Genomic DNA, 23,283 nt, shown 5'->3' with positions numbered 1-23,283 from the left:
GTCTGCAATCTCAAGGATTAAATTTTCCAAAATATGGGTGCATGGAAGACAAAAATGATGCTTTCTCTTGAAGAGAGAAAGCATCGTAGGTGGATAGAATCCAAAATACATACTTTAATCTTTAAGAGTGGTTTTTTTTGTCTTTTTTCCACAAAAGATAGGTTGCAAGCCCAAGGATTGGAACGCCTAATTTAGCAAAAGGCAGATGTTTGCTGAGCAGTGCAACACCAGAAAATGTTGCGTCCGTCATCAGCTTATGGAGTTGTTCTTCTGATTTCTTTTGTTGATCGTAGCGCTGGTAGGCTTTGAGAAATCGGCTGACACAAACACCTAGTCCCGCAAGAAAAAGCCAAATGAAAAACAGCGTGCTGGCTGCTACAAGAGGCGTCATCACCGAACATAACGCAATAAAACTGATGACACATAAAAATATTAAAGACATGAACAATGAAATGCTAATAATTCCACAGCAAATTGCTTGAAGACCTACTTGCTTGACGGTGCTTTTAAACCCTCCACCGATAAGATGGTTTAAAAGGGGAGCGATAAACGTATGCATGGTTTAACGACGCAATAATTGAGCCAGAATAAACCCAACCCCTGCTGCAAATAGAACGCTTTTGCCAGGGTTTTTACGAACGCATTGATTCATGCTTTGTTCAAGGTCTCCTATTTTGTCTTTTGCTTGAGACAGAACGTCTTCACTGTTTTCTTTCGCTGAGTGATACAGTTTTTCGGCTTTATTTTTGGCTGCGTTTAATTTGTTTGCACCAAGATTTGTCAGTGTCGAGGTTATACCGGAAATTTCATTGCGTAGTTTTTCTAATTGTGTTTGCAGATCTTTTTCTGCTGCTGTTTTATTATTCTCTGTTGTTTTGTTGTTTGCCATGATACTCTTTCCCTCTGTTGATTCATCATTCTGCGTTTTTGTGTGTTTACAGTGATCATTTGCATTGGAATAAAAATTTTCACTGCTTGGGTAACGTCAAACAATTTTTTTAGTTCCATCATTTTGTTCAATTTTAAACTGTTTTGATAAAATCAATCTTGTCTGTAAGATTAATCTTGTCCGTGAAACGCATCTTGCCAGTTAAATCCATGCAAAAAACTTATTTTATGTTTTAAAATAAAATTATTTTTGATTGTGGAGAGGGAGAAATTTCTTGAGGGTTCGCTCTTGAAAGAGGCGTTTCCTGAAATAAAACTATACTTGATTTATCAAGTTTTATTTTTTAAATTTAATAGATAGTAAGACAGTAGACAGTAAAAGGAAGAGGGAAGTCATAGAGTGGGGAAAATGATGCTACGCCAGATGCTGATGCAACTGTAAGATCAAAAAGAGAAGACCACCGTAATGTGAGAGAAAAATGGAATCTGAGACAGTATCCTTAGGCAAAACTTCTGCTGTATTGGCGGCACATGATCTTTCCCCTTTTTCTATATTTATAGCAGCTGATTGGGTTGTGAAGGCCGTTATCGTTATTTTGTTGCTGGCTTCTCTTGCGTCTTGGACAATTGCTTTTGTTAAAATTGTTGAGATTACGCTGGCAAAACGAAGAGCGCGTCGTGAACTGCGATTGGTTCTTAAGGCCCAAACCCTCACACGTCTAGCTGCGAGCTTGAAAGACAGTAAAGGACCCGGTGTGACCTTTTTAAAAGAAACGCTGAAAGAGGTTTATCTTTCCACACAACAAGTCAATTTTATTGCAACGGAAGATTCGAGTGAAAAACAAGGTGGGCAAGGTGCTTCCTCTGAAGAAACCATCCCTTATGAGGAGATTTCTCGATATGGAGAGATTACCCGTGACGTTAATGAGGGCGTGAAGGAGCGGATACGTTCGCTTTTGTCGCGTTGTTTGCTTGCTGATATGCGCCGTGTTGCATGTGGGAGCGCTGTTCTTGCAACCATTGGGGCCATTGCCCCCTTTGTTGGTCTCTTTGCAACAGTTTGGGGAATCATGAATTCTTTCATCGGAATTGCTGAGTCACAAATAACGCGGCTCGATGTGGTTGCTCCTGGAATTGCCGAAGCCTTACTTGCAACGGCTGTCGGGCTTTTTGTGGCTATTCCCGCTGTTGTTCTGTATAATAGCCTTATGCGTGCTTTAAGCAGTTATCGAAATGATTTAGGCGATATTGCTGCTGCACTTGAAAGGCTCTTGAGCCGTGAACTCGATAGGCACAGACAACAGAAAAGTCATAAAAAATGAAAGCGAACTTTATTGATGATTGCGATATAGATGAAAGTGGGTTGCACAATGAAATCAATGTGACGCCTTTCATTGATGTTGTTTTGGTGTTGCTTATTGTTTTTATGGTGGCTGCACCTTTAGCAACATCTGTTATTCCCGTTCAGCTGCCTTCCATCACACAAGCTTCTTCTGTGATGCAGCCTGAGGAACCACTTTATGTGACTTTGCAAAAAGATCGTTCTCTTTATGTTGCTGATAATCTGGTCAGCCAAACAAGCTTTACTGAAGCCTTGTTGGAGAAAACAAACCGAAATCTAGAAACAAAGATTTTAATCAAAGCCGATCGTGAAATCGATTACGGGGCTATTGTGGATTTGTTGAATCAAATACGGTTTGTTGGATATACCAAAGTCGGTCTTATGGGATTGCAAAAATCTCCTAATGTTGTTGCAAAAGGCGCGATAAGAGACAAAACAGCAGGCACGATGAGCGATAGTGATGCGGTAATGGGGTATGGCAAGTGATGCAAGCGTGTGCGCGGTGGAGAGTGCGGTTAATGGTATGACCAATAGCTCGTCCGTGGAGGTTTTAGCCCTACAGTAAAGGCCATTTCCATTATCCAGGAAATATATAGAAATAATTTGCCGTTTCTCTCTACTTAATCGTGACCTGTGGAGCCAAAGCTACCTGCACCATGACTTTCTTCATTGCTTGGTGTTTAGCTGCTTTCTTTAATCTTCCAATGTTGTTGCAAAAGGTGCTGCAAGTGAGAGTGTAGTGCCTGCAACAGGTGATAGAGCAGCGGTTATGCAAGTGATGTAAGCGTTCGTATGTAGTAAGAGCTAGCTCTCTAGTGGGCATGTCCATATATTAAGGGCTGTCTTTTTGATCTAGCTCAATTGTGTAAACATTCACCTGAACAACCGGTGCAACGACTGTTTGTGCAATACGCATCCCACGCTGAATAGAAAAGTTTTCTTGTTCTGAAGTTGATCAGAAGGATTTTGATTTCGCCACGGTAATCGCTCTCGATGGTTCCAGATATGTTCAGACATGTGATGGTATGCTTGAGCGTGAGGCGGGAGGAGTCTCTCCTGTTCAGTGACAGAAGGGGGGTGTTTTTTTCTCTCAGTCTAGTCGTGACCTGTGGAGCCAAAGCCATTTGCGCCACGACTCCCTCCATTGCTTGGGGTTTGGCTGCTGTCTTTTTGATCTGGCTCAATTGCACAAACATTCACTTGAACGACAGGTGCGATAACTGTTTGTGCAATACGCATCCCACGCTGAATAGAAAAGTTTTCTTGTCCTAAGTTGATCAGAAGGATTTTGATTTCGCCACGGTAATCGCTATCAATTGTTCCAGGCGTATTCAAACATGTGATGCCGTGTTTGAAGGCTAAGCCAGAACGTGGACGTATTTGTGCTTCAAAACCAGGCAAAAGATGAAAGACAAGACCCGTCGGAATCAAGGCGCGCTGGCCGGGCGCAAGCACAACCGTTTCCTCTTCCGCAAGCGCTGCCCGTAGATCAAGACCAGCAGAGCCTGATGTCGCATAGTGAGGAAGCTCTAAACCTTGTCCATGTTCAAGACGTTCAACGGATAAAGCTACATGTTGCGAATCCTGCGAAAGAGGAGACAAAGAGTGGCTCTCTTGACTATTGCGCTGCATATCGGTTTGAAGATGAGGCATCGTATTTCCATAGTATAAATAAAAAATACCACTTAACAAAAGCTTTTCATAAAAACAAGCTAATAAAAACCTCTGGGTGAAGACTCGCGCTTTTTTCAGAGATTGCCAAGAAAAATATCCGTGGCAAAAACCAAAGCTCCACCAATGATCACCTGTAAAAGGCTTGCCAAAAGGGTGTCGACAGACATTCATTTTGAGAATTTATTTTTGATCCTGAGAATTTTAACGATCCATGAAGAGAAAAGCCCAGTGTCTCGTTCAGATATTGCCAATAAAAATACCTGTGGCAAAAACCAAAGCTCCACCAATGATCACCTGTAAAGAGGCTCGCCAAAAGGGTGTCGACATGAATTTATTTTGGATCCACACTATGGCCCAAAGTTCGAAAAAGACAATAATAAATGCAAGAACTGTTGCGACGTAAAAAGAGTTGATTAAATAAGGGAGAGCATGCCCTAATCCTCCCAGCGTTGTCATAATGCCGCTGGCAAGACCTCTTTTAAATGGAGAACCACGGCCTGATAATTTCCCATCGTCATGGGCTGCTTCTGTAAAACCCATCGAAAGACCTGCACCAATCGAAGCCGAGAGCCCTATCAAAAAGGTTTGATGTGTATCACCCGTTGCAAAAGCTGCCGCAAAAATTGGTGCAAGGGTGGAAACTGATCCGTCCATTAATCCCGCAAGACCAGGCTGAATCCACGTTAAAAGCGTTTGTTTTTGGGTTTTTGATGGCTTTTTTGTGGTCTGATTTGTCGTTGTTGTTCGAGAGTTTGCGTAGTGGCGCTTGCTTGTTACAAAAGAAGGCCGTTTACACAATGACCCTACAGCGCTGACACTATGACTGCTTGTACGGCTGCTACAAGAAAGGCAAAGAAGCTTTTTATAATTTTCAAGCTCTTGGATGCCCATTGCTGTAAAAATTGCTGCTTGCTTGGAAGAATAAGGCTCTAAAGCTTTCGCGTATCTTAAATAGAGAGCTGCATATTGCTCTTTTGTTTTAAGGGCACGAAGCATCATCTTTTGTGCTGAACGAAAGGACAGAGCTTTGCGTTGTACAAATGAAAAAAACGACTTCAACATTTTCTGTTCCTTTGCACTTTAGAATAATTCTAAGATATAAGATGAAAAAAGCGAAAGTCAATCTAAAATACAAGAATTGAGAAAAAAGAGTGGTGAAAAAAAGAAGCATTTTGGTCAAAAAAACAAAAAAATCGGTCGAAAAAGTCAGGAAAAAAGCCAGTTTATAAAAGCTCTAGGGGAAACAATTGTCGGCACAGAGAAATGCAAAGGATTGTGCCGAGGGACTTGGAAGATTCTGTCGAAGGATTGGGCCAGAGATTATGTTGGTGGATTAGACGAAGGAAGCTCTGTTGGAAAAAATTTTGTTTCCAAAGGAATCAATCTATTGATTTTTCATCATAAATTATCAATCTCATGCGCTCTTGTCTATAATCAATAAAAATTTTTGGATCGCAGTTCAAAAGGTGGAATTGGTGGGTGGATTGAAAAGGAAGGCTACAAAACCGTTTAAGTGCAAGAGTCCTGGCAAGATTGGATCTTGGTAAAGACAAGGATGGTGCTGATCTGAAACAGTTTTTATTAGCTCTTTAGAACCGCCTTTAAGGATGTTTATTGCGCAGTTTGAGCGGATGGCATAAAAAAATTGACTGATTTAACAGCACAAAAACCATTTTGTTGATCCAATTGGCAGATACTTGAAGACTAGGAACAGCAGAAAGAGTGCTGAAGATTTTTCAGGGATAAGCTGAAAATATCTCACAAGACTTCTTAAATAGCAGGAAGTATACCGCCTAAAACGATAAAAGGAGCGGTTGTCCACTCCTGCATTCCTGTTTCCCCTTGCTGGGGAGCAGCCATCATTATGGAAACCGCAGATAACAATCTGTTCATTTCTTTTAAAAGTTGATGTCGTAAACGCGGTAAATATTTGAGTATAAAAATTACAATTTTATCAAACTCTTCTTTAAGGCAACCTTGGAACGGTGTGCGAACAACTTAAGTGACTCACGCAGACTGCTGTAACATAATGAGATAATCCGTGCTTTTTTATATTCTATAGAAGATTGCAGCGGATAAGCAGCGAGACTCTTCGGTTGTGATTTCATCGTAAAGGTTAAAACTGTAACATTTCTATACAGTTTTGCCTTCTTAGAGCACGAAAATAGATCGCTTTTTCCAAGATTCAGGCAATATTGCATCATGAGCAAAATCACACCAAAAAACTTGCCTCATGCGTGGTGCAAATTTAATGGATGGTTTTATAAAGGGCGGCTTTTGTAAGGAGCATTGAGATCTCCAAAGCGTGTATGATGTTTCTTGCCATGCATTGGGGTCATAGGATCCATCATATGTCATCGAGTACTTCAAGCTGGCTTATCTGAGAAAGGCGATAAGGATGAAAAAAGAGGCATTGTGTTTTTCATCCTCGGACAGAGCAGATCCTTCGTATTTCTTCGACCTTTACCCTTCATTTCTCTTATAAACCTTTTCAAGGTGCGCTTCAAGTTGGCTTATATCTGGGAAAGGCGATAAGGATGAAAAAAGAGGCATTGTGTTTTTCGTCCTCGGACAGAGCAGATCCTTCGTATTTCTTTGACCTTTATCCTTCATTTCTCTTACAAACCTTTTCCAGGTGTGCTTCAATCAAAATATTGTAAAGAAGTACAGAAAAATGAAATGATAAAATATGCGTGTCTTTTAATTTTTTGCTGTCTTAGTGCAAAGGTTGGAGCAGCAGAGGTGGGTGTTGCAGGAAAAGGAAGCCATGCGTACCGGAAAACGCCTGCAATACTGAGATAAAGAGGGGAAAAAAGTGAGCAAAATTTTGACGTACACTTGGATTGGAGAGAATGAGAGAAATAAGGATGCACGCGGTTTCGTTTGTGTTTTGTGGTTATAATTTTAGGTGGCCTGAAAGGAGTCCTTTTGAAGCAATATAGAGGCTGGTCAGCATATAAAACAGGCTAGAAACGACATTCCAACCAGCAAATGAGAGAAAAAGAAAGCGTTTTGATGTTTCAGAACAGGAAGGAGGGTGGATGTTGTTTAATCGGTTAAACAGCTGGGTGACGTCTGTGATCACTCTTGGGGCACGGGAACCACAGCTGGAAGGAGCTAGCCAAAAGCCATATTCGATACCCGCATGATATATTCCTAAAACAAGACTGATGCTCATTAAGACAAAAACACACAAAAATAAAAGTTGTACCCAAAAAGACATGCGAAAAAACCATGCCCCAAAACCGGCTAAAATCAAAAATGGTATAGCACTATAATACAGAAAACGTTCAATGAGGCATAAATCGCAAGGAAGATAACCTCCAATATGTTCAAAGCCGAGTAGGAGACCTATAGTGGCAGACAGACAAAAAAACAGAAAAAAAGCCCATAAACTTTGTTCTTTTCTGCTTGGTTCACAATGAAAATGCCTGTTCAAAAGAGATCGGGAAGATAAGATGCATGTCATTGCGCATGTTCCTTACAATAAAAGGTATTTCTTCACAAAAGCTGTGAAAGTGCCATAAATCAATAAAAGCATAATACAACCAATAAGAGCAATCCATTGCAAATGACGGGCAAGAAAATTCATTGCTTGACGTCCAAAACGCCGAATGAGCCACGCGAGAAGATAAAAACGAGCCCCCCGTGCAAAAATACAAGTGAGAACAAAAAGTCCAAGATGCATACCCATGACACCTGCCAAAATCGTGACAATCTTGATAGGTGGAAGGTGCAAAAAACCTGAAAGAGCCAGTAAAATTACTAGAAATTGCAGTGTCACACCGTTTTGCAGCGCTTGAAAATTTTCAATTCGACCGTAAAATTCTAAAATCGGTTTGGCAAGACTGTCATAGGCAAAATTTCCAATAAACCAACCAAAAATTCCCCCCAAAACAGAACACGCCGTGGCAATAAAAGCATAGCGATAAACCTTCTTGGGATGGACAAGTGCTATTGGAATATACAAAACATCTACCGGAATCGGAAAGACAGAACTTTCCATAAAAGCAATGAACCCAAGCCAGTGTGGTGCTGTACGTCGATTCGCTAAAGAAATCGTCCAAAGCTTTAATCTGTTTAATATCATCAGGTCTTTCATAAGCCTAAGAGGTAAAAACTTTGCAAATTATACTCTATAAGCTAGGTGAGGAAAATAGCTTATAAATCCAAAGAGGCCGGGCACACTCCATAAACCAGATAGGGAAAATACTCCCTAAATCCATGAAGAAGCACAGATTCGTCAACAGAAGCAAACATTCTATAAAACTCTCTGAGGGAAAAATCCTCCATAAATTCCAATGGAACAAAAATAATACGAATGCTTAAAAAACGAGAAGTCTGGTGTTGACGAATCTGTGCTTCTTCATATAGTGCAAAGAGATAATAGCTAAGTCTGTTATTCTATGACAGTGTGCGGGTGTGGTGGAACTGGTAGACGCGCCAGACTCAAAATCTGGTTCCGAGAGGAGTGTCGGTTCGAGTCCGACCACCCGCACCATTTTCCTCTTTCCTTAGAATTCTCTACGCTATCATCTGATAGCGCCTTATCTCTCATTTTCTCCTTTTAGTAAATTGTTTTTATTGTATTTTATTTCTGGTCTCTGTAATTTTGATATCAGATGAGAGTGTTCCAAGCACAATTCAAAAGATGGTGCGAAAGATGATTTTAGAGGTGCTTCCAAGAACAAGAGTGTAAAACAAACTCTCCGTTTTATCCATGGAAAATCTGCCCAAAGGAAAATATGCTGATGGAGCAGGTTTGTGGCTTATCGAAACGGCAGCAGATCAAGGGAGATGGATTTTTAGATTCGATCTTCATAAAAAACGTTATGAAGTGAGGTTAGATTTCTTGTGATATTGTCTCTTTAAAAGATACCAAGTCTAAGGCTGCTGCTTGCCGTTAACTTTTGAACCAAGGAATCAATCCGATTCGCGAAAGGAAAAATTACTACGGGCTGGAGGTTGTGTTTCTTTATAGAGAGATTACTTTGAGTGCTTTTGAAGCGAATCGAAACGGCAGCAGATCAAGGGAGATGGATTTTTAGATTCGATCTTCATAAAAAACGTTATGAAATGGGGTTAGATTTCTTGTGATATTGTCTCTTTAAAAGGTGTAAAATCTAAGGCTGCTGCTTGCCGTTAACTTTTGAACCAAGGAATCAATCCGATTCGCGAAAGGAAAAATTACCACGGGCTGGTGGCTGTGTTTCTTTAAGAGAGATTATATTTTGAGTGCTTTTGAAGCGAAAGAAGGGAATTGAAAAATGAGGAAACAGCAGCAAGGTGGTGAACACACCTCTTGAATTGTATGTTTTTCCTAAACTTGGTGATATATTCCGCACCATTTTCTATAGAGGTTTTCTTCACAGCTTAAGGCTACACAAAACTGTTAGCAGATCTCTAAACCCATGCAGTGTAAATTAATGTTGTTTTGATTTATGCGGTGAATCCTCAAGGCTCTTTTAAAATAAGGATTGAAAACTTTCATTAAAGTTGTTACAAAACTCTCCCATTACATAAAGCTATCAAATATCCGCGCAGGGATAAAGTGTGTGTTGACGAGTCAAAGGCGCGGGGATGTTTTCTTATTTCTCTTTGGTTTTTATAACTCATCTAGAGTTTCACGGTGGTGTGGACGCTTTTCTTTATTTATGTTGATCAGTATAGGGAGTCAGTGAGGGATATTTACGGAGATGCCTTTCGTGATGCTTCGTGCTGCAAAATTGAGCAGAGCTTAAACTATTGAAAAAATTTGGGGAATGTCAGCCATGACAAACAACCACAACACCAATCTGCCCAAGCGCCAGGGGAGACGGTTTCTGTCTCACATTCACCACTTGATAAAGGATCTAAACTTCTTTCCTTTAAAGAAGCGATGGTTTTTTTTCATCGAAAGATTATAAAAGAATATTCTGCCTATCTTTCATAGGATTGCTGTTTGTTGCAGTTTCTATCTTATATACAGAGATTTTTTTTACGCAATATCTCCGGAACAGCTTCAAGCAATGGCTGCAAAAAAGTTTCAAGGAATGTTTTAGAGAGACTGAGAGAGCTGGTGATATAACAGTTGCTAAGGAACACAATTGCCACAGTTTTTGCGTGCATCTGGGTGGAGTGGTGTGGGGGCCTTGAGAATTCCTCCTGCTGAAGACACTTTTAAGCTTTGCTTTCCTCTTCTTTCCGTTCATTTTTGTCCTCCACATTTTCTTGAATCATGAATGAGAAAAAATGATTCAGCAGCTGGAAAAATCACCTGAGCAGCGAGACAAACCAATCATTCTACACAAGCGCGATAGAGGAGAAAGAAAAGTGATTGATTTTATGGTCTTAACCACGGTCCTCTCGATTGTGGTAGATGCCATGGTTGTCGTTTTTGTCATTATGGCAATTGTTGCTATTTATTAATCTTTTGTTAAGCGTGTGGTAAGGGTGTTCAGTATGGCGCGGAAACTGAAAAAAGTGCCATCCAGCAATTGAGCAGTTTAAATAAGGAGCGGAAGGGAAAAAATTTAGCTTTGGGTACGGCAGTGCGCTTCCTTTCCGAACAGTCTCTGATTCTTTCAAAAAGGAATTATAATAAATAATATTTGCCATTTCTCTCATCCTTGTTGGTCTTGGGTATTTTAGGGTATGTGGAGCTCTTGCTTCTGGTTCCGTCTAGTGCTTGAGTGGAATGGCTTGATATTTGGATCTTTACTGCCGTTTTTTTCTGGGCATGTGTTTTCGTATCCTTGCCTGTTCTTTTGATATTACACAGTATACGCAATTATAGAGTGAAAAAAATGCTTCAGAAACTAGAACAGCTCGCTTGAACAGAAATATAAACCGATCGTTCTACAAAACGCCATATTTTTTTATCAAGCGTGCGAGATTGTAGAAGGCAAGGAATTGCAAAAGAGCGAACACAGCAATTAAGCAGCTCTGAGAGAGACAAAGGGACAGAGTTTAGCTTCTTGACACAGCAGCAAGCCCCGTTTCTTTCAAAGAATCTATGATTTTGGGGACAAAAGATTATAAAATAATATTTTTTAGCTCTGTCATCATGGCGGTTTTAAGGATTCCCATCTTTACAGACAACTAATAGTAGGAGAGAATGCTTATTAAGATGCTGAGAGAGGCTTCCTATTGGTCTGTGTTTTTTTCTTGGCATCTTTTGTTGCAGGGCCCATCATAGTCTTGACCGGGCAATTGAAAACAACATTCAGCAGCTGGAAGAAGCAACCCAGCAACGAGACAAAGCGATCACTCTCTAAAACGCTACAGGGAAAACGTGACCAGGAGCTTGTGATATTCGTTATCCTCGGTATCCAGAGTTTGAGGATATTGGGCATTTTATTTTCTATGCTTATTTTCGCATTGCATTATTCTTTTATCAAGCGTACGAAATTGTTCTGCAGAGTGACTGAGGAACTGAAAAAAGTGCGTAAAGAGTGTGATACAGCGATGGAGCAGGTATGGGTGATATGCAAAAGCACGATATATTTTTATGAATCTTCTTAAACAAGGAGTTTTTGCTCTCTCTAGCAATAAATCGGTGGAGCATTTTGTCCTTCATTTCTTCAAGATCCATTGCTTTAAATGTGCAAAGATATTCTCTATTGCGTCTATAAGACGCGCAAGATCAACAACAAACAGAAAGATGATAAATACGAGCCATTTTATACAGCGAGACATCACCTTTATACTTTGATAGGTGAGGATCATTTCCTGAAGCATTTCTTTTTCTGCTTCTGTGAGTTCTGTCGTTTTTTCAGTTTTTTTTCTCACCATGTTCCCACCCACATAGTCGTTCACCCTGCTTATTATGTTTTAAGATTTCTCTTGCTAAGTTTGTGCTGATGATATTCAGATCTTTTCTGTTTAAATAAATGGGCAACCAACCTCCACAGGAAGAAGGTTCATTTATCGCACACCCAGTCAGAGAGCTCAGTACGCACATCAGTATCACTTTTTTTGTTAATTTCATTTTCTACCTCGAGCCGTGTTATTGCTGATTTTAAAGTATTTTCTGGTTGCTTTTGCTGCCCAACCTTTTTGCCGAGAATAAAAGCTCTTACTAAAGCGAGAAAAAAAGTGGCTAAAGCTGCTCCTATCATTGTTAAATTTTTTTTCATCGACCAAATCATAAGCGTTGCTCCTGAAAGCGTTTAGCAACAAAGACAATGCCGGCACATGCTGCTAAAATCATCACAAAAGCTAAGGCCCATTGGACAGGACCATGGCCTGTGAGCAAGCCTCCAAGTCCAGAAAAAGAACCAATAATTGGTGGAAGCGCTTCTGCTTTTAAAAACCCCGTTGATGCTTTTATTTCCACTGTTTGAGTATTAGAAGAAACATAAGACCCTTTCGCCCATAATCCTGCTTCGGCTGCACGTCTATTCACAAGACCTTGAAGGCGTTTCCCACCTGCTTTGGTCCATTTCTGTAATTCGGCTGGAACCGATTCATAGTCACCCTTGTTAAGCTTTTTTAAAAGCATAGAATTGCAAAATGCTGCCGTTCCTACATTATAACAAAAGGACACTAATGCTGCGAATTGTTCATCTGTTAAAGAAACGGTAACAGCTTGCTCAACAGCATTTTCAAATTGTTGCAAGTCTTGACAAAGAAGTTCTGCAGCTTTCTTTTCTGTGATCTTCATGCCTTTGCGAACAGAAGGTTTTCCAGCATCACTGGTATGGCCGTAACCTATTGTCCATAGACCGACAGCATCTTGATAGGCGTTTAAGCGCAATCCTTCCCACTGTTTAATCAGTGCAAGTCCTTCTTGTGATATTTTTCGCATAAATTTCTCCATAAAAAAAGCCCTGCACAAAGCAGAGCTGAATGACAGACTTTAAAACTGGATTTTCCTGCTCTTTAAAAACAGAAGAGAAATGGAATTTTGTAAAGATTAAGCCACGAGGTTGATTGTTTGGTGAGGGAGCCTGGTGAGTTGGGGGCTTGGTGGAGTGCCGGTGAGGCAGTTGTCGGTGAGGGGCCTGCTTCGCTAAGGGTGGTTGCTGACGGAGTGAACAGCAGGGTGAAGAACGATGTGGGTGAATGGAGAAAATTAATGTGTTCCTCCTTTTTCCTAAACGATCCCTCAAAGAGGTTATAATGGTGTTTTTACGCAAGCTTGGCTCTTTTTTTTCATTCCTCCCGGAACAGAATTTTTTATCTGCTATTCTTTACTGTTTTCCGTATCATCGTAAAAATGATAAAGTGTAAAGTTGAAAAAGAGCAAGAGAGAGATGTGCATTATGAGCGTCCTTACAAATGCTAATAAAGGGTAAATTCAATGATCTAAAGGGTGGGTGAAAAGGGGCATAGCGCGCAGGTTAAAAGGGGAGATGCGGGATATGGGTGGGGAGTGTAGTGAAGAATTAAGCTAAAGATGAGGGACCTCCTGATGAGTTGGTTACTGGGAGATGGGTGCTTGATGGAGGGGGTGCGGGTGGCTCCCGGTCGTATAAGAAATAAAAAATGGAAATCCCTCAATTGAATAGAAGCGAATGCGGTAAAATTCCGCAAGCTTAACCAAACAGCTTTTACAAGATATCCTTGAAATCAGAGAGTGTCGGTCTTTTGCACATGCACTTTGAAAGTATAGCGAAAAACAAAGGGTGTGCAAATTGTTAAAAATACTGGATTCTTAAAAAAGGCTCTTACGCATTCTTTGAGTAGAAAAGCTGTTGATCTCAAAGATTTTGTATTCTCTCTTAAGAAATTCCTGAGAGATCTTAGAGCGGCAGAGCCATTAGAAAGGCAATCGCCAGGGACAATATTCTCAGCTTATTAATGACTAAGTTTAGCGTTGTTTAAACAACTTCCGAGTTGTTGGAAAGCATATTCTAACGCTGCCTGTCAGGTTCAAATTTCTTATGATCATGAATGCGGAGGCATTTGAGAGAATGCACAGGTGTTTTAAGAGGAAAAATGATCATCCTTGAAGAACTCGACACGAAGAGTCTTTAAAAAAATACACGCTCCCGCTTATACTCTTGCAAAAGCATTAAGTATTTTTCCTGTTGGGAGAGATCTCTCTTGTCGCCGCAAAAAGCCCTGAAACGCTTCACACAGTTCTAAGGTACGCCTTTCTGACGGCACAGCTGTTTTGCTTTCATATGCCCGCTGCTCGAAAAAGCAAATGAATCGACTAATCTCCATAAATTGGCTAAAACCAATCGCTCATACAAAGGCCTACCTTCCCACGCACTTTGGCCAACTCCCACGCACTTTGGCCAACTCTCACGCACCTTGGCTAACCCCTATGCACCTTGGCCAATTCCTACGCACCTTGGCCAACTCCCATGCACCTTGGCTACCCCCTATGCACTTTGGCCAACTCCTATGCACCTTAGCCAACTCCCACGCACTTTGGCCAACTCCCATGCACCTTGGCCAACTCCCACGCACCTTGGCCAATTCCTACGCACCTTGGCCAATTCCTACGCACTTTGGCCAACTCCCATGCACCTTGGCTACCCCCTATGCACTTTGGCCAACTCCTATGCACCTTAGCCAACTCCCACGCACTTTGGCCAACTCCCATGCACCTTGGCCAACTCCCACGCACCTTGGCCAATTCCTATGCATCTTGGCCAACAATGTTAAAAAAATTATATCATAATTTAAGCAGAGATTTATATTCAGAAATCCTCTTTTTATGTGTCGAAACAGAGAAAGCTTTGTCCTCTTTTAAAGTTAAGTTCTTCTCAAATCTCTCAAAAAGAGTTTCCTCCTTTTTGTTAATGCTTTTATGTTCACTTCCCGGATTTGCTTTTACATATTGCTTGAGACGTTTTGTACTTTGCGTGTGTTTATATAAAGTGATTGGAAGATATTGATCCAATTTATCAGAAGATAAATAAGCACTCTCTGGATCAGACAAAACACCGTTAACATTATCTGTGTGCATTTTTTTTAATTTGTCAGATTCAAGATAAAGTTTTTTGGCCAGAGCCAAACTAAAAATTCCACATTCAGAAGTGCTTCGTTGGATATTCATTTCTGCCATGGAAAAGGAATAATGAGACAGGTCAGAATCTTGAAGAGCTTTTTTCGTCCTCAACCCCATCATCGCTGCGCTTCCATTCTCGAAGGATGTAGGTTCAAGCAAGAGCAAGGATGTCTTGTCGGCAACGGTTTGATGATCGATGACTGCAAAATGGATTCTGCTTCCCCCGAGGTTTACTATAAATCTGGAAGATTGAACTCCGCTGTTGATTGTTTCTTTTATGGACAAGACAAGCTCTTGAGGTGTCAGAGCGAGTTTAAGATTCATTTCTGGATATTTAGTGTTCGCCTGTTTTACCAGGGCGGGCATCATTCTAAGATCTATGTTGGCATAAAAGGTATTGATCCATTTGCCACTGGCCAGATCGCTCTCCAAGTCTGTAATAATACCTTTTAATTTTTCATGATTGACAGAGATATCTTCATTTTCTACTTTTTCCGAGTCTTCATTCTCTAAACGTGCAAGAAGACTTTCTAAAGATTCATTTTCGATATCGCTGTTTTGTGTGCTGAATGAATGATGAGGGGTGCTGTTTGAATTTTGTGGTTTCATAATATTCATCTCCGTGTTAAGAGGGAGCATGAAATATTGTTTTCGTATTCTGGCTAAATAATGGTTAGCTAAAGCAATGTTTTGTTTATTCGCTTCCTTTTCACCCGGAAAGGCAGGAAAATGAGGTCATGTTTTTAACCTCAGAAGCTTTCGTAAGAAGGCTTTCTAAGCCAGACCCCCTGTTTTCAATAGAACTCTCTGTTTTTCAACAAAGGATCAAAAATCCGGTTTATACTGTGCATCTTCAAAATTTGTCAGAATTGTTAGAAGCTTGAAAGCATTTGAAACTTTATCTTGATCTTTTAAAATGAAAGCTTTTTTCTCCTATTTGAGAGTCTCAACGCGGCAATGACAGGCTTCTCTCCCATCGGAAAGTTAAACAAAATCATCAAAAGCACTTCGCTGCATGTTCATTTTTGTCAGGGGAAAAGAATCATCAGGGGAAAAGAACAATCAGGCAATGAAGAAGCTTGAAGAGCTTTTTGCGCAAAGCGCGTTTTCTCGCAAACGATGCCAATCTGCTCAGAGAGTTTTTTTGCATCATTTTTCTGGAAAAAGGGGAAAAGCTCTCGATAATTTGTGGTCAAAATAAAATCGCAATCTGTTATGCGGAAACAAATTGAAAAACAGAATTTAGTCTTCTTGTGGCGGCTTATGCTATCAAGCAAGTGGAATCTATCTTGTTTTAGATGACTCTTTCATGGGGAGGTCGTTTTAGGGAACTTGCAATTTCTGGTTTGGATCTGCTCTTCGCACTTGAGGGCCTCTCTCTTTTTGCACGGGAGACATTATTTTTCTTCCACTTTTGGGCGCTCATTTCCTCTTTCTTTCAGAAACACAATAAGTACTTTTTCGCCCTGAAGAACACCATCCATAAAACCATGCAAGAAAGATTTTGCTCTTTGCAAACTGCGTGTAAGTTGCACTGTGGTTTATTTCTTTTGCTTTAAAAAATTGAAGTGACTCTGACGTTTTAGAGCCAAGAAGAACCGTTGCAAAATTTTGCTTTAGGCTTTTGCTTTCATGTAAAAATCTTACACTTTTGATTGGATTTGTGCAACTTAAGAAATCCTGCTTTTTGGCGAAATGCTCAACTTGTTTCACACTGGTATGTACACCCTTACGCACAACGCAGTGCAGCTGTCGTGTTTGAAAACTGCTGAGGATATTTTCAGTTGCATGGTTTCCTTCAAATTTTCAGTCTTCTTGAGAGAAGATATTGATGACTTCTCAATTTTAGTTGTTTTAGACTTTGCGGAAACAACATTTTATGCTTCTTGATTGCTGCTTCCTGTATGCTCTTTTTGCTTTTCAAGCTTTTATGCTGCTCTGCTTTGCATCGGTAATAACACATTGGTTTTCCTGATAAGTCTTCCAATATGCGCATGTTTAGCTGGATGTAGATCTTTGGTTATACGTAGATCAAAGAGGAAATCTCAACGAATGAATTGTTTGGAGTTAAAGGTTTAAAACGAATGGTTTGAAGGTTTTAAGCCGGATGAAAGCCTTAAAATGAATAGCCCTTTTATTGTCAGCAACAATCCACATTGCTTTGAGGATGGCTGCATCCATCATTGGCTTGCTTTTGAGGAATTACATGAGCAATACAATTGATCAATTTCTTATTTTTATGGTCAATTCTTTATTGGTTTTTGAAAAAATGCTTTCACTTTTAACACGATAATCCGCAAGGGTAAAGTGAAGCGTTTCAAAGGTATTGTCGGTCGGCAGATTTGCCAGAAGATTAAACGGGAGGATTAACGGATGAATCCTTTTCTAGGATATGAAAACTGGGTTTTTCCTCCGCACTGACATGGCTCACTTTACCAACAAATTCATACACATTGGCCTAGTAGGACAGAGTAGCTCACGCATCCTGACTCGCTTGAATGCTTCGCTTCTTTTTACTTCGCCTTTATATTAAATACTAGGTCTTTATATTGAAACTGGGGATACGGTGAAATCTAGATACAAAAGAACCTCTCCCGCATATGTCATTAAATACGATTTTCCCTCTATTGTCAACAGAAAAAGTGAGATCTTGTATTTTTTATTTTAATCAACCTACTGGTTATGCAAAAGAGTGTGGCGTTTCAATCAGAAGTTTTTTTTCGGATGCGGAACAAGAACCACTTCTTCATCTTTCTTCAGTTTATGGTATGGTTGCTGGTGAGTTAGGTCGAGGCGGACTTCTTGGTGGAGTGGCTGTCGGTGAAGTTGGCTGTTGGTTTATAAAAAGTTCTGCATAAAGCAGAATTGAAAAGGACAGACTCTAAACTTGAATGTTTTCCTTCTTCAAGAACCGAAGAGAAAAGGGATTTTACGAAGATTAAGGCTACGAGGTTGGTTGCTGCTGATATGCTAGCTTCTGAAGAGTTGGTTTTTGGTGAAATGGTTGGCGGTGAAACTGGATGTCGTGGGGTAGAGAGTAAGGCAAAGAGTATGCGAAAGGATGAGGTGGTTGACGGTTGAGTGGCTGCTGGTGGTGTGATTTTTGTTGAGATAGTTGCCGGTGAAGTTGGCTGTTGGTTTATAAAAAGTTCTGCATAAAGCAGAATTGAAAAGGACAGACTCTAAACTTGAGTGTTTTCCTTCTTCAAGAACCGAAGAGAAAAGGGATTTTACGAAGATTAAGCTACGAGGTTGATTGCTGCTGATATGCTAGCTTCTGAAGAGTTGGTTTTTGGTGAGATGGTTGGCGGTGAAACTGGATGTCGTGGGGTAGAGAGTAAGGCAAAGAGTATGCGAAAGGATGAGGTGGTTGACGGTTGAGTGGCTGCTGGTGGTGTGATTTTTGGTGAGGTGGATGTCAAGAAGCGGGGGCGGGGCTGTTGATGTGGTGAGGCTTTTTCTTCTCCTTTTAAAGCTATCACGCTGCAATTTTGCAAAAAATTTTGAGGCTCTCAGTTCAGTCTACAGTAAAGTATTATAACGCCCCATGAATATAGGCGCACAATGTGCAAATGTTTTACACATTATCGTGCCCTTTCATCGAATGATCATTCTTTGTTTAACTGTTAAAATGTTTATGAAGTGCGTCAAGAACAAGACGCAACGAACAGACAAGATAGGAAAGCGATTGATCTTCTACAACAAGATATTGTAATGCCGCATGAAAGTTATATTGGCGATGCAGCTGTTGTGCTTCTTTGATCGCTTCTTGCATCTCTTCATAGTGATCGGTTGCTCTGCGAACCCACTGTTTTTGTGCCTTTTCATCTGATGATGCATGCGTAAAGTCATCATAATAGCCACTCGGTAAACCTTTTGCGCATAAATAGTCGTTTCTGATTTGGAGATACCGTTGGGCAGTATCATATTGCTCTTTACTGATGCCTGTGCTACCTTGTTTATACCCAAGCAAACAAAGTCGCCCAATATAAGAACCCGAAAGCGGATTTTTGGCTTCTTCTATGCTCAAACCAAAGTGTTTTGCACGCATTTCAATCATAGATTGGGGAGGGGCTTTATGTGGTCTTTTCGAGCGTGAGATACGGCCATTTGGTTCTCTTGGCTTACCTGTTATTCTAGGTCTACCGCGTTTTTTACGTATTTTCATGATCTTACCGTTTGAATCAAAAACGAACTTCTTCTTTAAGATTTACAGTGTCTTAAGAAGCACCTAAGGGCATCTGTCATTGAGGAGGCAGAATGGTGGTTGGTTACTGATGAAAAGCCAAGCGTTTAAAGTGGTTTTTTTCTTTCAAAAAAGGATAAAGTGCCTTGAAATTGTGGCAATATAATCTCTGTTGCAAGTTGTTTACTCCCCCTATTTTATCTTGCCATTTCCACCTTCTCATTGGTTTTCTTCAATAACCTTTGAATTTATACTTCGCTATGAAAGAGCAACTTTTGCTAGATATTGATGTGTATGAAAACCATAAGGGAATGTCATTTTGTTTTCTGATTGGTTGTTTCATTTGCCTCTTTGTGAGAAAAAGCTTTGCGCAAGTTTTTAAACTCTGTTCCAGAAGCTATTGTTCTGCTTTTGGGAGCAGAACCAGGATGCCTGAGGGGGATCACTTTGTTTAGCATGTTTTTATATCCCTTTTAGAGGAAAATTTTTCATCTTTTAAACAGGTGACACCTGCAAAAAACAACATCATAATACCATAATACAGCTTATCTTTTCAAATGAAAATTCAATAAGAACCTGAAAATACAATATGAATGACAAAATAGTCCGTTTCTGTTGATTTCTTCTTGTCTCAGTCTTTTTCTTTTAAAGATATCCTTTATAGAGGATAATCTTTAAACTTTTCGTTTCAATCTTTGCTGTTCTGTTACAAGACTTGATGGGTCTTTGTTAGGATATTGTTATGAAGCCTAGGGATATCAATGATCATGATCTCATCTTAAAAGGCTGTTTTTCTTATAGGCCACTATTCTTTTATAAACCCATGTTAAGCCATGTTTGAGAGATGTTACACCTTTTAATATAAATCTTCATAGCTTTTTAAAAGAGGGGGGAAAATTTTTATTAAAGCTGTTACATGCATTAAAAATGCATGAATCCATCAAATTGCCTACGCATGTGCGTTGCGTATTTTGACCAATCGAAGGCATGGAAAGCCTATCGGCTGTTTTCGTAAGGCTCTTTGGTTTGTAATCCAATGGACAGTTTTACATTGGTGTGTAAGCTTTTCCTTACATTTTGATAGAATAGGTGGAAATCAGTGATCAGTGACGGGGTTCTCTGCAGAGAAAACGCTGATGGCCAGTTCTATAAAATATGAAGTGCTGTAAAACATTTAAGAAGCGGCGGAGTTAGCATGACAACAGGCAAACTACAATCACACCAATCTTTTCAAACGCAGGGCTATACGTCTCTTTTTTAAATCAAGATTTTGTTCATGGAAGTGGAGAGATTAGACCTTCAGAGTCAAAGATCCGGGTTTGTGCAATAAACAAAGAGTTTATCATAGAAAGCTAGTCGATAAGAAAAAACAAAAATGAAGGGAATAAGGATTCATTGTGTCTGATGGAAAAGCAAAATTTAAAGCCGGTGAGAGAAAGCGCTGTCCCGATCTTGTCACCATCAAAGATAGTCAACGAACAGTCTCTCAATATAAAAATTGATTATTTAAAGTACCCCCATTGTTGAGGAAAACGAAGGGATTCTTCATACGATATCAAAAGCCTCGCAAAAATTCTAGAAAAATGAAGAACAACAGCAAGCTTTTAAATAGAGAGCAGACTAAAAACGACATGAAGCGAGGTATGTGAGAGAACAATTGATGTCAAATTTACTGTTCTCTGGTCTTTAAGGAAAAGATTGTTGCTTTGTCTCGGAGGAAAAGAGGCATTATGCAGCCAAAAGATATAACAGAGATCAAAAGAATATATTCTTTTATAAAATATATTTGTTGCTAAAAAGAAAAGCGAAATAAAAAAGCCCCGTATTTCTAGGGGCTTTTCCATATTCAGATTTGTCATAGATCATAATGTGGAGGTGTTTATTTGATGAAATATTAGCTGCCTCTCGCATTTTTCCTTAACTAAATAGTTTCGTGAAAAATGTTACAACAGAGTGCATGAATTCAAATAATGCATCCCATAAGTTTATACCTTTTTTGTGTAATTCTTCTAGACTTCTATGGAATGAAGTAGGGTTATATCTACCATATATGGTTATAACGTTGTCCACTGTACCCTTTGTTGGTTCAAGAATTTTTAAATCAGTTTCAAGAACAGTAAAAGGAGCAACAACAGGTTCTGGTTGTTGAATAACTATATGATCAGATTCTTGAAGCGCAACAGCTAAACAACTTGTGATTGCACCAGCGATAAAAAAATATCTGATATTCATAGCTTTTCCCCTTCATTTATTAGTAACAATATGGATAATACATAAATTAACTTTAAATTAATATAGTAAAAATACAACATCTATAAAAAAGAATAAAATTTTTCTTTGATTTTCTCAAATTTTTCCTTTTTTACTTCATGAATTATTTCAAATTCTATTTTATGGATAATGAAAAATAGGATTTTAGGGATCTATACAGATCATCATAGAAAAATGGGTGACAAAAAGTAGTGCAGGCAAATTTCTTTTTATGCCATGATGAAAAGGTTCATAGGTGCTCAAATGCCTACGAGAGCTAGGAAAATCCTGAGGAGCCAAGGTGTATTTTGCGGGGAGTATATTTTGTGGAGGTTGGGTCGATGTGTCCTGTGTGGGTGAGGGACATCCTGTCGGTAATGCGTTAATTCTCTGAGAAAAGTTGAGAAAACTAGGGAAGTTTGTTCTTTCTATCTCTCCTCCCGATTGCCTGGTGCATCTGCCATGGATGTTTCTTTTGCAGCCTTAATATTTAAGACGATTGTATGATGGGATAGCAAGTAAAAGGAGCTGAAAAGTCTAAGGTCATTGGGAAATCTGAGTGCTGTTCTTTACTCATTTCTTTCTTTTGTTTCGTTCTCGCAAGATATTATTAAAATATATGCCTCTGAGATGCTTGTGCTGCAAAATTTAAATACAATAAACAGTATATAGAGGGAAAATATCTTAATAAATTTGTTATTTTATTTCCAATTTATTCGATAATTTATTTTTCTTAATGTATTAATTATTTTACTCAAATAGTATTCTATATGCGGCATTTAGAGTGTTATAAGCAACATACTGTCGTTGTAAAAAATACTTTTCTCATTTATCAGAACAGTATCAGAACAGAATTTCGACGAGAAGACTAAGTCTGTAAATCTGCTTATGTATAAAAAATGGTGAGAGTGATGCCGTATACTCAATGAATGAAGACCTAAAAAGATAAAGGAAAAAAGGATAAAGGTCTGAAAGAGATTTACAAATGTTTGTAAGAGTGACAGCCTTTCAATGAGGTTAGAGATTGGTGAAGGTTGTTGTCGAGGGGGTAGAGAGTGGGGGTAGAGAGTGGGGGTAGAGAGGGGTGGAGAATGGGGTGGAGAGCGTAACGACGCGTGTGCTGGAAAGGAGGGTGAAGAGTGTGTGGATGAATGGAGTAAATTTTAAGATGTTCCCCTCTTACTCAAGTTTCATTCCGAATATGTTGCCGCGGTGCTTTTATCGCAAGTTTGCTTTACTGTTTTACATTTTATCGTAAAAACAATAAAGCGTAAAACTCCGAAAGGTGAAAACAGAGGGATTGTGCATGCTGCGTGCTCTTCTAAATGCAATGTAAAGAGTGGGCTAAAGAGAGCAGCGTTTAAAGGGTGAGGCGAAAAGCGGTGTGGCGCGTGAGTTAAAGGGTGGATGAAGGATGGGTTGGAGAGCAAGCTTGAGAATGTGGAGTGGCTTCCGGTGTAATGAATGCTGAGAGAATGGAGAATCTGCTGGAGAGCGTGGTGGAGGGCGCGCTAAAGAATGGGTTGGTTTCTGCTGAGGTGATTGTTGGCAGGATGGTTGCCGATAGGATGGAGATTAAGATGAGGAGTGAGGGCTGAAGAGAAGGGTGAAGGATATGAGGGAGCTTTTGGCGGATTGGTTCCTGATAGGGCGGCTTCCAATGAAGTTGGTTCCTAAGAGAATTGGTTTCGGTATTCTTTTCCGTTTTTTAGATTTGTCTTATGGGGGTTATTTTTTATCATCCAACTTTTTATTGTTTGTAGAGCTGGTTGATTGTGTGATACCTAATCTACAGTTTTTTATTTGAAACCAGGGGTAGCGGATCTTCTTTTTTTATATCAAATGTGTTTTGTTGCAAAAAATACTTTTTACAGAAAAATTGGGGGCTTTAAACGTGTAAATCTCAATGAAAAAGACTTCAAATCAAGCGTGTTTACTTCAGTAATAGAAGTAAAAGAAAAGTATGATTCCAGTAATGGAGAAGACGATAGAACAAAT

The 23,283-nt window shown here is 39.7% G+C and carries 18 protein-coding genes, 1 tRNA gene and 2 pseudogenes; 7 read left to right on the top strand and 14 right to left on the bottom strand.

Annotation, left to right across the window (positions count from 1 at the left end; translation table 11 throughout):
• Positions 1-121: 121 nt before the first annotated feature.
• Complete coding sequence (locus MF1_RS05675; protein ID WP_014924474.1) at positions 122-559, bottom strand: hypothetical protein; 438 nt, start codon at positions 557-559, stop codon at positions 122-124.
• 3 nt (positions 560-562) lie between these two features.
• Positions 563-889 carry an ElaB/YgaM/YqjD family protein gene (locus MF1_RS05670; RefSeq protein WP_011179806.1) on the bottom strand — a complete coding sequence of 109 codons (327 nt, stop codon included), beginning with the start codon at positions 887-889 and terminating at the stop codon, positions 563-565.
• A 478-nt stretch (positions 890-1,367) separates the two neighbouring features.
• Between MF1_RS05670 and MF1_RS05665 the strand changes: the two genes are divergently transcribed.
• The gene (locus MF1_RS05665) at positions 1,368-2,210 is read left to right on the top strand and encodes a MotA/TolQ/ExbB proton channel family protein (RefSeq protein WP_014924473.1); all 843 of its coding nucleotides are present in this window, start codon (positions 1,368-1,370) and stop codon (positions 2,208-2,210) included.
• Positions 2,207-2,716 carry a biopolymer transporter ExbD gene (locus tag MF1_RS05660; protein WP_014924472.1) on the top strand — a complete coding sequence of 170 codons (510 nt, stop codon included), beginning with the start codon at positions 2,207-2,209 and terminating at the stop codon, positions 2,714-2,716. The genes MF1_RS05665 and MF1_RS05660 overlap by 4 nt, the downstream gene beginning before the upstream one ends.
• 346 nt (positions 2,717-3,062) lie before the next feature.
• Here MF1_RS05660 and MF1_RS06995 read toward each other — a convergent pair.
• The 3 genes and pseudogenes from MF1_RS06995 to MF1_RS05645 form a co-directional block, all read right to left on the bottom strand.
• Positions 3,063-3,285: pseudogene (locus MF1_RS06995) on the bottom strand (dUTP diphosphatase); the annotation flags it as partial.
• 40 nt (positions 3,286-3,325) lie between these two features.
• Complete coding sequence (gene dut / locus MF1_RS05650) at positions 3,326-3,883, bottom strand: dUTP diphosphatase (protein WP_174235339.1); 558 nt, start codon at positions 3,881-3,883, stop codon at positions 3,326-3,328.
• Between the two features lie 258 nt (positions 3,884-4,141).
• A complete protein-coding gene (locus MF1_RS05645; RefSeq protein WP_161510657.1) occupies positions 4,142-4,966 on the bottom strand; it encodes a VIT1/CCC1 transporter family protein in 825 nt (274 codons plus the stop codon).
• Positions 4,967-5,042: 76 nt separating this feature from the next.
• Between MF1_RS05645 and MF1_RS05640 the strand changes: the two genes are divergently transcribed.
• Positions 5,043-5,345 carry a hypothetical protein gene (locus MF1_RS05640; protein WP_161510656.1) on the top strand — a complete coding sequence of 101 codons (303 nt, stop codon included), beginning with the start codon at positions 5,043-5,045 and terminating at the stop codon, positions 5,343-5,345.
• 467 nt (positions 5,346-5,812) lie between these two features.
• Here MF1_RS05640 and MF1_RS06990 read toward each other — a convergent pair.
• From MF1_RS06990 to MF1_RS05630, 3 genes and pseudogenes are all read right to left on the bottom strand, one after another.
• Positions 5,813-6,210 (bottom strand): annotated as a pseudogene (locus tag MF1_RS06990) (type II toxin-antitoxin system PemK/MazF family toxin); the annotation flags it as partial.
• A gap of 590 nt (positions 6,211-6,800) precedes the next feature.
• Positions 6,801-7,373, bottom strand: a complete 573-nt coding sequence (locus MF1_RS05635; protein WP_014924468.1) for a disulfide bond formation protein B — start codon at positions 7,371-7,373, stop codon at positions 6,801-6,803.
• A gap of 12 nt (positions 7,374-7,385) precedes the next feature.
• Positions 7,386-7,994, bottom strand: a complete 609-nt coding sequence (locus tag MF1_RS05630) for a YqaA family protein (RefSeq protein WP_161510655.1) — start codon at positions 7,992-7,994, stop codon at positions 7,386-7,388.
• Positions 7,995-8,320: 326 nt separating this feature from the next.
• Between MF1_RS05630 and MF1_RS05625 the strand changes: the two genes are divergently transcribed.
• Both MF1_RS05625 and MF1_RS05620 read left to right on the top strand, forming a co-directional pair.
• Positions 8,321-8,405: transfer RNA gene (locus MF1_RS05625), tRNA-Leu, on the top strand.
• A 1,730-nt stretch (positions 8,406-10,135) separates the two neighbouring features.
• Positions 10,136-10,312, top strand: coding sequence for a hypothetical protein (locus MF1_RS05620; RefSeq protein WP_161510654.1), 177 nt, complete (start codon positions 10,136-10,138; stop codon positions 10,310-10,312).
• Between the two features lie 1,146 nt (positions 10,313-11,458).
• Here the strand turns inward: MF1_RS05620 and MF1_RS05615 are convergent.
• The 4 genes from MF1_RS05615 to MF1_RS05600 form a co-directional block, all read right to left on the bottom strand.
• The gene (locus MF1_RS05615) at positions 11,459-11,677 is read right to left on the bottom strand and encodes a hypothetical protein (RefSeq protein WP_014924466.1); all 219 of its coding nucleotides are present in this window, start codon (positions 11,675-11,677) and stop codon (positions 11,459-11,461) included.
• A 128-nt stretch (positions 11,678-11,805) separates the two neighbouring features.
• Entirely contained in the window at positions 11,806-12,033 is a 228-nt protein-coding gene (locus MF1_RS05610) for a hypothetical protein (RefSeq protein WP_161510653.1), read from the bottom strand.
• Complete coding sequence (locus MF1_RS05605) at positions 12,030-12,692, bottom strand: gene transfer agent endolysin BgtA (RefSeq protein WP_042995482.1); 663 nt, start codon at positions 12,690-12,692, stop codon at positions 12,030-12,032. Before MF1_RS05605 ends, MF1_RS05610 begins: the two co-directional genes overlap by 4 nt.
• Before the next feature lie 1,821 nt (positions 12,693-14,513).
• Positions 14,514-15,458 (bottom strand): YopJ/AvrA family T3SS effector serine/threonine acetyltransferase, encoded by a 945-nt coding sequence (locus MF1_RS05600; RefSeq protein ID WP_161510652.1) that lies wholly within the window; start codon positions 15,456-15,458, stop codon positions 14,514-14,516.
• A 1,991-nt stretch (positions 15,459-17,449) separates the two neighbouring features.
• Here MF1_RS05600 and MF1_RS05590 point away from each other — a divergent pair.
• Both MF1_RS05590 and MF1_RS07075 read left to right on the top strand, forming a co-directional pair.
• Positions 17,450-17,707, top strand: coding sequence for a hypothetical protein (locus MF1_RS05590; RefSeq protein WP_161510651.1), 258 nt, complete (start codon positions 17,450-17,452; stop codon positions 17,705-17,707).
• 94 nt (positions 17,708-17,801) lie between these two features.
• Entirely contained in the window at positions 17,802-17,930 is a 129-nt protein-coding gene (locus MF1_RS07075) for a hypothetical protein (RefSeq protein WP_280178036.1), read from the top strand.
• Positions 17,931-18,468: 538 nt separating this feature from the next.
• On the opposite strand, the gene MF1_RS05585 is transcribed toward MF1_RS07075, so the two are convergent.
• Positions 18,469-19,017, bottom strand: coding sequence for an isoprenoid biosynthesis enzyme family protein (locus MF1_RS05585; RefSeq protein ID WP_161510650.1), 549 nt, complete (start codon positions 19,015-19,017; stop codon positions 18,469-18,471).
• Between the two features lie 1,935 nt (positions 19,018-20,952).
• Positions 20,953-21,267 carry a hypothetical protein gene (locus MF1_RS05580; protein WP_161510649.1) on the bottom strand — a complete coding sequence of 105 codons (315 nt, stop codon included), beginning with the start codon at positions 21,265-21,267 and terminating at the stop codon, positions 20,953-20,955.
• Positions 21,268-23,283: the final 2,016 nt, after the last annotated feature.

The sequence above is a fragment of the Bartonella quintana genome, assembly GCF_009936175.1.
GTDB lineage: Bacteria > Pseudomonadota > Alphaproteobacteria > Rhizobiales > Rhizobiaceae > Bartonella > Bartonella quintana.
Note: the sequence above shows the minus strand (reverse complement) of the source record. Positions and strands in the feature narration are given on the sequence as shown.

Excerpts from the sequence above, each read along its gene's own strand:
- MF1_RS05665 (WP_014924473.1), top strand. The coding sequence starts at position 1,368 with ATGGAATCTGAGACAGTATCCTTAGGCAAAACTTCTGCTGTATTGGCG.
- MF1_RS05605 (WP_042995482.1), bottom strand. The coding sequence starts at position 12,692 with ATGCGAAAAATATCACAAGAAGGACTTGCACTGATTAAACAGTGGGAA.
- MF1_RS05660 (WP_014924472.1), top strand. The coding sequence starts at position 2,207 with ATGAAAGCGAACTTTATTGATGATTGCGATATAGATGAAAGTGGGTTG.
- MF1_RS05620 (WP_161510654.1), top strand. The coding sequence starts at position 10,136 with ATGATTCAGCAGCTGGAAAAATCACCTGAGCAGCGAGACAAACCAATC.
- MF1_RS05585 (WP_161510650.1), bottom strand. The coding sequence starts at position 19,017 with ATGAAAATACGTAAAAAACGCGGTAGACCTAGAATAACAGGTAAGCCA.
- MF1_RS05635 (WP_014924468.1), bottom strand. The coding sequence starts at position 7,373 with ATGACATGCATCTTATCTTCCCGATCTCTTTTGAACAGGCATTTTCAT.
- MF1_RS05600 (WP_161510652.1), bottom strand. The coding sequence starts at position 15,458 with ATGAAACCACAAAATTCAAACAGCACCCCTCATCATTCATTCAGCACA.
- MF1_RS05670 (WP_011179806.1), bottom strand. The coding sequence starts at position 889 with ATGGCAAACAACAAAACAACAGAGAATAATAAAACAGCAGCAGAAAAA.
- MF1_RS05610 (WP_161510653.1), bottom strand. The coding sequence starts at position 12,033 with ATGATTTGGTCGATGAAAAAAAATTTAACAATGATAGGAGCAGCTTTA.
- MF1_RS05590 (WP_161510651.1), top strand. The coding sequence starts at position 17,450 with ATGTCATTAAATACGATTTTCCCTCTATTGTCAACAGAAAAAGTGAGA.
- dut (WP_174235339.1), bottom strand. The coding sequence starts at position 3,883 with ATGCCTCATCTTCAAACCGATATGCAGCGCAATAGTCAAGAGAGCCAC.
- MF1_RS05675 (WP_014924474.1), bottom strand. The coding sequence starts at position 559 with ATGCATACGTTTATCGCTCCCCTTTTAAACCATCTTATCGGTGGAGGG.
- MF1_RS05630 (WP_161510655.1), bottom strand. The coding sequence starts at position 7,994 with ATGATATTAAACAGATTAAAGCTTTGGACGATTTCTTTAGCGAATCGA.
- MF1_RS05645 (WP_161510657.1), bottom strand. The coding sequence starts at position 4,966 with ATGTTGAAGTCGTTTTTTTCATTTGTACAACGCAAAGCTCTGTCCTTT.
- MF1_RS05580 (WP_161510649.1), bottom strand. The coding sequence starts at position 21,267 with ATGAATATCAGATATTTTTTTATCGCTGGTGCAATCACAAGTTGTTTA.
- MF1_RS05615 (WP_014924466.1), bottom strand. The coding sequence starts at position 11,677 with ATGGTGAGAAAAAAAACTGAAAAAACGACAGAACTCACAGAAGCAGAA.